Annotated in this window: 7 protein-coding genes; all 7 read left to right on the top strand. The window is 35.3% G+C overall.

Annotated features, from left to right (window positions below; translation table 11 throughout):
• Positions 1 to 665: 665 nt before the first annotated feature.
• The 7 genes from KI430_RS07565 to KI430_RS07535 all read left to right on the top strand — a co-directional run bounded on the left by KI430_RS07565 (position 666) and on the right by KI430_RS07535 (position 13102).
• Positions 666 to 3434: a SusC/RagA family TonB-linked outer membrane protein gene (locus tag KI430_RS07565; RefSeq protein WP_248877791.1), complete on the top strand. Its 2769-nt coding sequence runs from the start codon at positions 666 to 668 to the stop codon at positions 3432 to 3434.
• 10 nt (positions 3435 to 3444) lie between these two features.
• Positions 3445 to 5004: a RagB/SusD family nutrient uptake outer membrane protein gene (locus KI430_RS07560; protein WP_248877781.1), complete on the top strand. Its 1560-nt coding sequence runs from the start codon at positions 3445 to 3447 to the stop codon at positions 5002 to 5004.
• A 19-nt stretch (positions 5005 to 5023) separates the two neighbouring features.
• Positions 5024 to 6115: a SusF/SusE family outer membrane protein gene (locus KI430_RS07555; RefSeq protein WP_248877779.1), complete on the top strand. Its 1092-nt coding sequence runs from the start codon at positions 5024 to 5026 to the stop codon at positions 6113 to 6115.
• Between the two features lie 33 nt (positions 6116 to 6148).
• Positions 6149 to 7555 (top strand): SusE domain-containing protein, encoded by a 1407-nt coding sequence (locus tag KI430_RS07550; protein WP_248877776.1) that lies wholly within the window; start codon positions 6149 to 6151, stop codon positions 7553 to 7555.
• Positions 7556 to 7661: 106 nt separating this feature from the next.
• Positions 7662 to 9818, top strand: a complete 2157-nt coding sequence (locus KI430_RS07545; RefSeq protein WP_248877775.1) for a glycoside hydrolase family 97 protein — start codon at positions 7662 to 7664, stop codon at positions 9816 to 9818.
• 237 nt (positions 9819 to 10055) lie between these two features.
• Entirely contained in the window at positions 10056 to 11042 is a 987-nt protein-coding gene (locus tag KI430_RS07540) for a bile acid:sodium symporter (protein ID WP_248877774.1), read from the top strand.
• Between the two features lie 212 nt (positions 11043 to 11254).
• Positions 11255 to 13102: a glycoside hydrolase family 13 protein gene (locus KI430_RS07535; RefSeq protein WP_248877772.1), complete on the top strand. Its 1848-nt coding sequence runs from the start codon at positions 11255 to 11257 to the stop codon at positions 13100 to 13102.
• Positions 13103 to 13106 lie beyond the last annotated feature (4 nt).

The following is a 13106-nucleotide window of genomic DNA, read 5'->3' as shown; positions in this document are numbered from 1 at the left end:
TCATTTTTAAAATCAGACAGGTACATCTATTATTATAAAAAGCTGAAATTAGATTTGTTTTTTAGTTAATTGATTTATAAAAGGTGTGTGACTTGATTTCTGATCTGCTTCAGTTTTAAAATTATTATTGAGGAACTAAATTTATGAAGACGAAAATTTTTCACTTGTCTTTGTAAGTCCTTTCTATATCCTATGTTCGTCCTTTGTTCGTTGTTGATGTGTTTGTTTAAATTTAATTTTTTAATGATTTTAGATTTATTAATTTAATGTGAAATTGATTTTTATTGAATATTTTAATTTTTATTAAAGTCACGAATTTATTGATGTTTTCAACGATTTGAGATATTCTAAAAATTATGATTTGTTTCATTTTTGATTAATATAGGATTAATATTGGTTAATTTAGAAGAAGAAAAACAGGCTTAAAAATCGAAAAAATTGTTAAAAATCAATATTTGTTAATAAAATTAACATTGATTTAAGTAGTTGATATTTAATTATTTAAATTTAATTAGGGTGGTTTTTTAATTAAAATGATGTGCTAAATTCACCGATTTTAAAAATATTTTAACACAATGTCGTTTTTTTTATAAATTGCAAAACTAGATTAAGTGTAATCTGGAAACAAATAAGAAAATAATATAAACCTTAAAAATTTATTTTTTGTGAGAAACTATAATGTATTAAAAATTGCTCCTGCATTTCTCTTGCTTGGAACAATGCTACATGCACAACAAACTGATTCGGCCAAAAAAGAAACCGAGATCGAACAAGTTGTGTTGATTGGTTATGGTAAGCAGAAGAAAGAAGACCTTACAGGATCGATTGCTTCCATCACTTCGAAAGATTTCAACGGAGGTTCAACATCACCAGATCAATTAATTCAGGGGAAAGCGCCGGGTGTAACTGTTACAGGTAATGGTGGTAATCCAGGAGCTGGTTCTACTATTAGAATTAGAGGTGGAGCATCTTTGAATGCAACTAATGATCCATTGATTGTAATAGATGGAATTCCAATGGATTACGGGGGGCTTTCAGGAGCTGCAAATCCTTTGGCGCTAATTAATCCTAATGATATTGAGTCGTTCGATATTCTTAAGGATGCGTCAGCAGCAGCTATTTATGGTAATAGAGCTTCCAATGGTGTTATTTTAATTACTACAAAAAAAGGTTCTGCTGGAAAACTGAAAGTTAATTTTTCAACTACAGCATCTGTTTCTACAAAAATGGGAAATCAAGATGTTTTGACAGCTGATGAATTTAGAAAATATGTAAATGAAAATGCAACCCAACAGAAATATATTAATATGTTGGGGACATCCAATACTAATTGGCAAGATCAGATTTATCAAGCTGCTTTTGGTTCAGATAATAATATATCGCTTTCTGGTGGGATTAAAAAACTACCCTATAGATTGTCTATCGGTTATACAGAGCAAAATGGTATTGTAAAAACTAATGAATTCAGGAGAACTTCGGTCGGGTTAAATTTAACACCAAAATTTTTCGATAATCATTTAAGTGTGAATGCATCACTTAAAGGATCAATGACGGAAAATCGATTTAATGCAGGTGTAATTGGAGCAGCTCAACAAATGGATCCTACACAGTCTATTTACGATTATTCAGCAAAAGGAAATAAAGTAAATAATTACTGGGAGTGGTATTTACCTACATCTGATGGTGTTTTTACAGATGCAATGAATGTTAATGGAACTTTAAATCCTTTAGGTTCTCTGTATGGTAGAAGAGATGTTTCTACAATCTTTAGGGGAATTGGAGGATTACAATTGGACTACAAGTTCCATTTTTTACCAGATCTACATTTTAATGTTAATGGTGGATATGATTATCAAAAAGGAACTGGAGCTGTTACTGAATTTCCTAATTATGGAGGTGTTGTTAGATCACAAAATTTAAGTAGTAGAAGAGATTATTCTCAAGAAAAATCAAATCAACTATTAGAAACTTATTTAAATTATGTAAAAGAAATATCTGCAATTAATACTAAAGTAGATATAATGGGAGGCTATTCTTATCAGAAATTCGGTGAAAAAACTCCAGCAGCTACAACCTATTATGGTAACTTGGATAAACCTGCATTGCCATCAAATGATGTTGAAAGAAAATTGGTGATGCTTAGTTTCTACGGTAGAGGTATTTTTACAATTGCGGATAAGTACATCCTAACTGGATCAGTAAGAAGAGATGCAACCTCAAGATTCTATAATGGAACTGAAGATCTTGATAATATGTGGGGTACTTTCATAGCTGCTTCTGGAGCTTGGAAAATTAAGAATGAAAACTTCTTAAAAGATTCTAATCTGTTCTCAGATTTGAAATTGAGAGCAGGTTGGGGGCAAACTGGAAATGCTGAAGTAGGAGGTTGGTACAACTCTTTTCCTGCATACAACTATTCCCAAATTTCTGCTTCATATGGTTTTGCAGAGCAATATTATCAGATGTATCGTCCAGGACAATTTAATCCATTGCTTACTTGGGAGACAACAGAAACAACAAATGCCGGTTTAGACTTTGGATTTTGGAACAATAGAATTACAGGTTCAATCGATTGGTTCAAAAAGAAAACGAAAGATTTGCAAGCTAGTATCTTTGTTCCTGCCGGAGAATTTTCAAATAGAAATATTAAGAATATAGGAAAATTAGACACTGATGGAATTGAATTTTTAATTAATGTGAGTCCAATTAAAACACAGGATTTTACTTGGGATTTTAGTTTTAACGTGGCACATTATAATCCTGAAATTACAGAATTTAACGATATAGCGCCAGGAACAATTATGCCTGCAGGAAGTGCAATTTCTGGGGGAATTGGAAATCAAGTTCAAGCTAATGCTGTAAATTATACACCAAACAGTTTCTATGTATATCAACAGGCTTATGGTGCAAATGGAAAACCGTTAGAAGGCGTTTATGTAGATAGAAATGGTGACGGAAAAATAACCACAGATGATAAATATTTTTATAAATCTACAACACCAGATGCAACTTTTGGTTTCTCTACAAAATTCAAATATAAGAACTGGGATTTATCAACAGCTCTTAGAGCAGTAGTAGGAAATTATGTTTATAATAATTTTGCTTCTCAATCGAATGTTCAAAGTATTACTACTAACGATTTTATGCAAAATATTTCAAGTACAGCTGTCGATTATGGCTTTAAGACGCCACAATTTTGGAGTGATATTTTTGTGGAAGATGCATCATTCATAAGAATGGATAATTTGACTTTAGGCTATAACTTTGGAGATGTTTTCAACAAAGGAAGTAATTTGAGAGTTTTTGGTATGGCACAGAACGTATTCGTAATCACAGATTACAAGGGTGTTGATCCCGAAATATTTGGAAATATAGACAATGGATTTTATCAGAGACCTAAGATTTATTCATTAGGGTTAAACTTTCAATTTTAATAATTAAAAAATGAAAAAATTTAAAATAAAAGGAATAATAGCAGCATCTGTATTATCATTGACGTTGGCTCTAAGTTCTTGTATTGATGACTTAAAACAAGAACCAATTACTGACGTAACCGCTGCAAGTTTGTATAAAGATTTTAGCAATTACAAGAGTATTTTAGCAAAATTATATGGTGGATTAGCTGTCGGCGGACAAGAAGGTGGCGACGGAGGAGGAGATATTGCAGATATTGATGGCGGTTTTTCTATCTACACACGTTTACTTTATACGATGCAGGTGATTACAACGGATGAAGCTGTAATAGGGTGGAATGATGGGACCCTACATGAGTTTCATAAAATGATTTGGACACCTGCTAATGAATTTAACAACGCAATGTATTATAGACTCTATACTGAAATTGCATATTGTAATGAATTTATTAGAAATACAACTGATGAAAAGCTTAGTCTTAATGGAATTACTGGTGCAAATGCTGATGAGGCGAGAATAATGAGAGCTGAAGCTAAGTTTTTGAGAGCTCAATCGTATTACCATTTGCTGGATATGTATGGAAATGTACCTTTTGTAGATGAAACAACATTAGGTACTGTACCACAACAAATTAAAAGAGCTGATCTTTTTACTTACGTTGAAGCCCAATTAAAAGAAGCTGAAGCAGGTTTAAAAGCTCCTAAAACAAATGAATATGGAAGGTTAGATAAAGCAGCTGCTTGGTCTCTTTTGGCAAGATTGTATCTTAATGCAAAAGTTTATAACGGAACCGAGAGGTATTCTGATGTAATTGCAAACTGTGATAAAGTGATTGCTGCGGGATATGGATTAAATCCAAAGTATGAAAATCTTTTCCTAGCAGATAATAATGTAAACAATCTCGAAAATATTTTTTCTGTCGTTTATGATGGCGTAAGAACTCAAACAAATGGAGGAACAACTTATCTAGTTCATGCAGCAATTGGAGGGTCTATGGATCCTGCTCAATTTGGAGTTAACGGTGGCTGGGGTGGACTTAGAACCACTAAAGCTTTTGTAAATAAATTTGAACCAAATGATTTAAGAGGGCGTTTTTATAAAGATGGACAGACTTTGGAAATCAATGATTTAGGAAATTTTAATGATGGTTATGCTTTCATTAAATATAAGAATTTGAAAAGCGACGGCTCTCCAGGACAAGATGTACAATGGGTGGATACGGATTTACCAATGTATAGATTAGCGGATATCTATTTGATGTATGCTGAAGCAGTTTTGCGTGGCGGAGGCGGAAGTATGAGTACTGCTGTAAGTTATGTTAATGCACTTAGAACTAGAGCAAATGCTTCTACAATCTCTGTCATTAATTTAGATTTTATTCTTGATGAGAGATCTAGAGAACTATCTTGGGAAATGACAAGGAGAACAGATCTTATCCGTTACGGTAAATTTACATCTTCAGCTTATCTGTGGCCTTGGAAAGGAAATGTAAAAGAAGGTGTTGCTGTAGGAGAATATCGTAATCTTTTCCCAATTCCTAATAATGATTTGGCGGTAAACCCAAATCTTAAACAGAATCCTGGTTATTAATCCATTAATTTTAACAACAATGAAAAATAATATATTCAAACACTTTTTTCTTGCGGCAGGATTAATCTTAGGTATGATTTCGTGTGAGGATCGTGAGATTATTAATATAGAAACCCAATCCGCACCCATTGTGATGGATTTGTCTAAAAATGATTTAATTTTAGATTCCAACTTTCCTGCAAATCCAGCATTGACGGTTACATGGAAATCAGCAGAATTGACGGTGCCAGTACAAGTGGTTTATCAATTGGAAATAAGTGCAACAGAGGGGTTTGAAAATCCAAAAAATTTAGGACCAACTGTGCCTTCCCAATATTATTCAACATTTACGACTTTGGAAATGAATAATGCAGCAAAATCAATAGGGTTTGTTCCTGATGTTGCTCAAAAAATGTACGTAAGAGTATTATCTTATGTAGGGCCTAATAAAGATTTGTCTCAGATTTCAAATATCACTTCACTGAACATCACACCTTACCTTGCAAGACCAACTTACAATTACACAGACTTATATCTTATTGGAAATGCAACTGCTGCAGGTTGGGATAATTTAAGTACGAATGCCAATTTGTTACCAATGTTAAAAACATCTAACTCTTCTGTTTATGAGTTCGTAGGGCTATTCAAAGTTGGAGGTTTTAAAATGATTAAGGTTAAAGGTTCTTGGGATGCTCAGTTTGGAAAGGGTTCTGCAGATGGACAATTAAGTACAGATGGAGGATCAAGTGATATCGCGGTAGCTACAGAAGGATATTACAAATTGTCAGTTAATACAGCTGATTTAACATATTCTTTGACAAAAATTGACAGTCCTGTTACGACTTATGACTCAGTTTCTCTATATGGAACTGCGACTGAAAATACAGATGTTCAATTAACAAAATCTACTTTTGATCCTCATTTATGGAAGTCTGCTACAGCTGTAAGTTTAAAAACTGGTGTAGTAAAATTCCGTGCTAATAATGCTTGGGATTTAAATTGGGGTACTAATTCTGAATATTTTGGAGTAGGAACAGCTAATGGAGCGGATATTCCGGTATCAGCAGAATGGACTTATGATGTTTATTTTAATGATTCTACAGGTCATTATACTTTAATTCCTACAGAGTAATTTAAATACTCTTAATCGTTAATTAAAAAATTTATGAAAAATATATTTAAATTTTTTCTTGCATCATTGTTAGTTTCGATAATTTTCGTGGCTTGTGATAACGATGCTGACAGAGACTGGACAACACCAGAAGCTAGTTTCAAATTGAATGATACATCCTTAGGAGCTAACAATGTGTTGTATGAAACTATGAAGAATAACCCATTTACCTTGACTTGGGAATCTGCTGGAAGTGGAGAGTATTCGGTGGTTTTGTCTACAACAGAAGATTTCGCAGCTAAGACAGAATTGGGTAAATCAAACTCAAATACATTTACTACAACTATTGGAAACCTTAATACCAAATTATTACAAGCTGGTTATTCTCCTTTTACGTCTAAAACAGTTTATATAAGAATAGAAAAAGGGTCAGAGGTTTCTAATGCTATTAGTTTTGGTGTTACAGTTTATCCTGTTAATGGACCAGTTATTACTGCTCCAACTGCTGGAAGTACAATTGTCCTAAGCTCTGCGGATCAATCTGCTATTGCTACCAAAATCACTTGGACAGATTATTCCAGTTATGGAACTGCTGATGTGGTTTACAAAGTAGAAGTTGCTAAAAAAGGTGATACTACTTTTCTTACATTAGGACAAGTAACCAATGCTCTGTCTTTAGATGTAACCAATAAAGACCTTAACACAGCAGCATTAAATGCTGGAGGTATGGCCAATCAAGAAGGAGAGTTTGATTTTAGAGTAACTGCAATAACCAATTTTTCAACACCTTCGATTGAATTGAAATCTGCAGTTTCTACTGCTAAGATGACACCTTACAAAGTTGAGTTTATCAATTTATATTTAGTAGGAGATGCTACAGCTGCGGGATGGGATAACAGTGCAAGTAATGCTAATATGTATCCTCTTTTAGGAAGTCATTCTGTAAATGCAGCTTATACTTACACAGGATATTTCAAAGCAGGCGGCTTCAAGTTGATCAAAATAAAAGGGAGCTGGGATGCACAGTATGGTGCGGGTTCTTCAGCAGGTACTTTAAGTTCAGATGGAGGCTCGGGTAATATAACTGTTGCTACAGCAGGTTATTACAAATTCAGTGCTAATGTTGCTACAATGACATACACTTTGGAAGCAGTAACACCTCCTACAACAACATATTCTACGATAGGAATTATTGGAGATGCTACACCTAATGCTTGGGATGCTAGTACAGCGATGACACAGTCTTCTACAGATCCTCACATTTGGTATCTTACAAACGTAACGCTTACCAATGGGAAGTTAAAATTTAGAGCTAATAACGCTTGGGATGTAAACTGGGGAAGCGATGACGAAGATTTTGGTATAGGTACACAAGGTGGTTCTGATATTACAGTGAAAGCAGGAACTTACAATATCTATTTTAATGACAGTTCTGGCGCTTTCTCAATAATAAAACAATAATTTATTTTACTAAAAAAATAACCGATTGCTAAAATCGGTTATTTTTTTATTGTGCCTTATCAATACTTTTGGTATCTTGTAACACATATATAAACCTTAGAAAAAAATGAAAAAAATCACCATTGGAGCAGCTTTGCTTACTATGATGTTTAACGGAGTTTATGCTCAAAGTCTAAAGTCTCCGGACGGAAAATTTGAGATGAATTTCCAATTGAAAAACGGCGTTCCAGTTTATAATCTGAAATATAACGGAAACGTAGTTGTAGAAGATTCTAAATTAGGATTAAGACTGTTCAAAGATTCTTCTATCAAGTTTGCTTCCGAGATTGCAAAACCAGAAGATGCAAGTTTTGACCTCAATAACGGTTTCACAAAAACAGCGGAGAAAAGAGATTCTAAAAATGAAACTTGGCAGCCGATTCTTGGAGAAAAGAAAAACTACATCAACAATTACAACGAGTTAGCATTGACTCTGAATCAAACTTCTTCCGATAGAAGTATTGTTGTAAAATTCAGATTATTCAATGACGGATTAGGTTTTAGGTATGAATTCCCTCAACAAAAAAATCTGAATTATTTCGTAATCAGAGAAGAAGATTCTGAAATCGATTTTCCAACCGATATGAAGGCTTGGTGGATTGTCGCGGACTACGATTCTCAGGAATATCAATATCAGACTACTAAAATTTCCGAAATCCCAGCTCAATGGCCAAAAGCTTATGACTCAAATGCTTCCCAAACTTTGATCAAGAATGCAGTTCAGTCACCTTTGATGTTGAAAAAGGAAGGAAAAGACCAGTTGTATATCAATGTTGGAGAAGCTGCAGTTTTAGATTATCCGGCTTCACATTTGGAAGTGGATGCTCAGAATTTCAAATTCAAAACCCATTTAACAGCTGACAGGCAGGGTGCGAAAGGTTATATTCAAACGCCTACTGTGACGCCTTGGAGAACCATTATCGTTGCACCGAAAGCAGAAGATGTAATGGATTCGAAAATGATGTTCAATCTCAACGAACCTACCAAATATAAAGACACTTCATACATCAAACCAACCAAATATATGGGCGTTTGGTGGGAAATGATTATCGGGAAATCACAATGGGCATACTCAACCGCAGAAAATGTACACATCGGAAAAACAGATTTTTCTAAATTGACGCCCAACGGAAAACACGCTGCCAACAATACTAAGGTTAAAGAATACATCGACTTTGCTGCAGCTAATGGCTTCCAAGGATTATTAATAGAAGGCTGGAACACAGGTTGGGAAGATTGGTTCGGGCATTCCAAAGAATTCGTCTTCGATTTTATCACGCCTTACCCAGATTTTGATATCAAAATGCTGAATGATTATGCACACTCAAAAGGTATCAGTTTGATTATGCACCACGAGACTTCTGGTTCTGCAACCAACTACGAAAGATGGGCAGATGATGCATTCAAATTGATGAACAAATACGGTTACAAATCTGTAAAAACAGGTTATGTAGGTGACATAATTCCAAGGGGTGAACATCATTATTCCCAATGGACAATTAATCATTACTACAGAATTGCAGAAAAGGCTAATGATTATAAATTAATGGTCAATTCTCACGAAGCGGTTCGTCCAGGTGGAGAAAGCAGAACATATCCAAACTGGATTTCTGCAGAAGCAGCACGAGGAACAGAGTACGAAGCTTTCGGTGGAAACAAACCAGACCATCAGACGATTCTTCCTTTCACACGTTGGATGGGCGGTTCTATGGACTACACGCCTGGGATCTTCCAGACTAAGTTAGATTACTATTTCCCAGGCGACAAACGTTTTGTTCAGACGACTTTAGCTAAACAATTGGCGCTTTATGTCGTGATGTATATGCCTTTGCAAATGGCGGCTGATTTACCGGAGAATTACGCAAAACATATGGACGCTTTCCAGTTCATCAAAGATGTTGCGGCGGATTGGGACGACACCAAAATCCTTTCGGCGGAACCTGGAGATTACATCCATACAGCTCGTAAAGCGAAAGGTGCCGACAATTGGTTCGTAGGTGGCGTTACCGACGAAAATCCAAGAGATTTTACAGTAGATTTCTCATTCCTTGACAAAGGTAAAAAGTACGAAGCGACTATTTACGAAGATGGAAAAGATGCAGATTACATCAACAATCCACAGAGTTATCATATTTACAAAAAGACCGTTGATAGCAAGACAAAATTGCCGGTTCATTTGGTAAGAAGTGGTGGTTATGCCATTTCTGTGAAGCCAGTGAAATAGAAATTCCGTTTTCTCGAAGAGATGGCTTCCGAACTTGTTCGGAAGACGGGGTAATTAATTATCAAGGAGCTTAATCCCGCTATTCGCTATTACTCCTCGCGCTAAAGCTTTTCCCAAGGCTTGCTGTGGGGTAGCCGCTACTATCGGGGCTATGGCATTTAACTCCAAATAAAACTTTGTCAAAGTTCAACCTTTGACAAAGTTTTTCTTAATTTTTTTTCTCAAAAATCCTACTAAATGAATTGGATTTCCAAGATTTTCAACAAACAAAATATCTTTCTGTTCCTGCTGATAGGAATGGTCATCTTGGCGAAAGTCATTCCTTTCCACGAGGCTTATAATCAGTATTTTAATTTGGCGGGATTCATAGATTGGGGCATTGCGGGAATTTTTCTGTTGTATGGACTGAAACTCAATCTCAAAGAAGTCATAAAAGATGTCTCCAACTGGAAACTGCATTTGCTGATTCAGTCGGGAACATTTATTATTTTTCCTTTGCTGGCGTTGATGTTTTATCCATTCCTGAAAGACACACCGTATTACAATATTTGGCTTTCAGTTTTCTTTTTAGCGAGTTTACCTTCTACGGTTTCATCATCTGTCGTAATGGTCTCCATTGCAAAAGGGAATGTCACTTCAGCCATTTTCAACGCTTCCATTTCCGGAATTATCGGAATTGTAATGACGCCATTATGGATGAGTTTTTTCCTCACGGCTAATGCAGAATCTGGTAATCAATCTGAAATCATTCAGCAGTTGTTATTGAAAGTTTTGTTACCGATTATTTTAGGAATTTTGCTCAATCCAATATTAAAAAAATGGGTGACAAAATATGCCAATATTATTTCAGAATTCGACAGACTGATTATTTTGCTCATAGTTTACGAGAGTTTCTCGCATGCTTTCATAGATGAAATTTTTGTGGCTGTTCCGGATCTTGTCTTTGTTGCGTTGGCTTTTAGTGTTGTGTTTCTGTTCTTTGCCACTTACCACATTCTAAAATTTGTTGCGGAAAAACTGAACTTCAAACCAAAAGACGTTATCACAACAACCTTCTGTGGTTCAAAAAAATCCTTAGTTCACGGAAGTTTGTTTCTCCTGGTTTTAGGAATTCCGGATGATCAGAAAGTTTTGTTTTTGTTACCAGTAATGATTTACCACAGTTTTCAATTATTCTACGTAAGTTGGCTCGCCAACAAAATCGCCAAAAGAACCGAAATTTAATGTAACAATTTAACAATCTAGCAGTTTAATAATTTCACGATTCAAAATTTAATAATTTAATTTCTCAACGTTTACCTCTTATAAGTTTTACGCCTTTGTGAACCTTAAAACGCAAAATTGGTCAAGAAAATCTTCGTGAACTTTGTGTTCAAAAAAATCATCAACAATAAAATATAAATCTTAATTTTAAATAGACCTTAAAAATTAACCTTATGAAAAAAATATTAACGATTTCTGCCATAGTATTTTCTTCTATTTTCTATTCCCAGGTACAGAAAGTAGAGCCGGCATTCTGGTGGAGCGGGATGAAAAATCCTGAACTGCAATTATTGGTTTACGGAAAAGATATCCAAAATCTTCAACCAGAATTTTCGACTGGAATCAAAATCAAAGAAGTCAAAAAAGTTGAAAATCCAAACTACCTTTTCGTAACAATCGACACCAACGACGTTCAACCCGGAAAAACAAAATTGAATTTCAAAAACGGAAACAAAACCGTTAAAACCATCGATTACGAATTCAAACAAAGACTACAAAACTCAGCAAATAGAGATTCTTACACGTCTTCGGATGTAATGTATCTCATAATGCCAGACCGTTTTGCCAACGGAAATCCGAAAAACGACAATACGCCAGACACGGCTGAAAAAGCAGACCGAAGCAAAACAGGTGGTCGCCACGGTGGAGATATTGCCGGTATTGTAAAGAACCTGGATTACCTTCAGGAATTAGGCGTTACCACGATTTGGAACACACCTTTGTTGGAGGATAATGAACCTTCATATTCTTACCACGGCTACGCGCAAAGTGATTACTACAAAATCGACCCGCGCTATGGAACTAATGAAGATTATAAAAATCTGGCGGACGAACTTCATAAAAGAAAAATGAAACTCGTGATGGATTATGTCACAAATCATTGGGGTTCGAAAAGTTGGATTATCAAAGATTTGCCTTCAAAAGACTGGATTCATTACTGGAACGGACAGGAAAATGGCTTCCAGAGAAGTAATTACAGAATGACAACCCAGTTTGATAGCAACGCAGCAAAAGTAGATGAAGCCGCTTGTATGGACGGCTGGTTTGATACCACAATGCCTGATATGAACCAAAGCAATCCAATGGTGGTGACTTATATGGCGCAGAACGCCATCTGGTGGATAGAATATGCAGGTTTGGACGGTTTCCGTGTGGACACTTATTCTTATAACGACAAAAAAGGAATTGCGGATTGGACAAAAAAAATCACAGACGAATATCCAAAATTCAACATTGTCGGAGAGGTCTGGATGCACGATCAGGCGCAAATGTCTTATTGGCAAAAGGATTCTAAAATCGCTGCGATAGAAGGTTATAATTCTTATCTGCCTTCTGTGATGGATTTTACGTTGCACGACGCCCTTGGTCAGGTTTTTCGTGAAGATTCTGGCCGGGATTCCGGGATGCAGAGAGTTTATGATAATCTGGCGAATGATTTCCTTTATCCGAATATCAACAATCTTCTGGTTTTTGCCGAGAATCACGATACGAACAGATTCAATCAAATTTTTCCAAAAGTTGAAGATTACAAATTAGCAATGAGTTTGATTTTGACCATTCGTGGAATTCCGCAACTATATTACGGTTCCGAAATCGGAATGGCTGGCGACAAAAACAAAGGTGGTGACGGCGAGATCCGTAAAGATTTTCCAGGAGGCTGGGCTGATGATGCCAATAATGCTTTCACAAAATCCGGAAGAACAGCATCTCAAAACGAATATTTTGATTACACCAAAAAACTTCTTAATTGGAGAAAAACAAACGAAGCGGTTCATACAGGGAAAACTTTGCATTATATCCCCAACAACAACGTTTACGTTTATTTCCGATATACGGATAACAAAAGGGTAATGGTCGTTATCAATAACAATAAGGAAAATCAAAACTTAGATTTGAAACGTTTTTCTGAAGGTCTGAAGAATTTCACAAAAGGAAAAGATATCATTTCTGACAAAGATTTTGATTTAAAAACTAATTTATCTATTCCTGCAAAATCTTCATTAATTTTAGAATTGAAATAATTGA

Origin of the sequence: Epilithonimonas zeae (assembly GCF_023278365.1) — a bacterium.
GTDB lineage: Bacteria > Bacteroidota > Bacteroidia > Flavobacteriales > Weeksellaceae > Epilithonimonas > Epilithonimonas zeae_A.
This window is presented reverse-complemented; position numbering and strand designations above follow the sequence as displayed.

Excerpts from the sequence above, each read along its gene's own strand:
- KI430_RS07560 (WP_248877781.1), top strand. The coding sequence starts at position 3,445 with ATGAAAAAATTTAAAATAAAAGGAATAATAGCAGCATCTGTATTATCA.
- KI430_RS07545 (WP_248877775.1), top strand. The coding sequence starts at position 7,662 with ATGAAAAAAATCACCATTGGAGCAGCTTTGCTTACTATGATGTTTAAC.
- KI430_RS07540 (WP_248877774.1), top strand. The coding sequence starts at position 10,056 with ATGAATTGGATTTCCAAGATTTTCAACAAACAAAATATCTTTCTGTTC.
- KI430_RS07555 (WP_248877779.1), top strand. The coding sequence starts at position 5,024 with ATGAAAAATAATATATTCAAACACTTTTTTCTTGCGGCAGGATTAATC.
- KI430_RS07535 (WP_248877772.1), top strand. The coding sequence starts at position 11,255 with ATGAAAAAAATATTAACGATTTCTGCCATAGTATTTTCTTCTATTTTC.
- KI430_RS07550 (WP_248877776.1), top strand. The coding sequence starts at position 6,149 with ATGAAAAATATATTTAAATTTTTTCTTGCATCATTGTTAGTTTCGATA.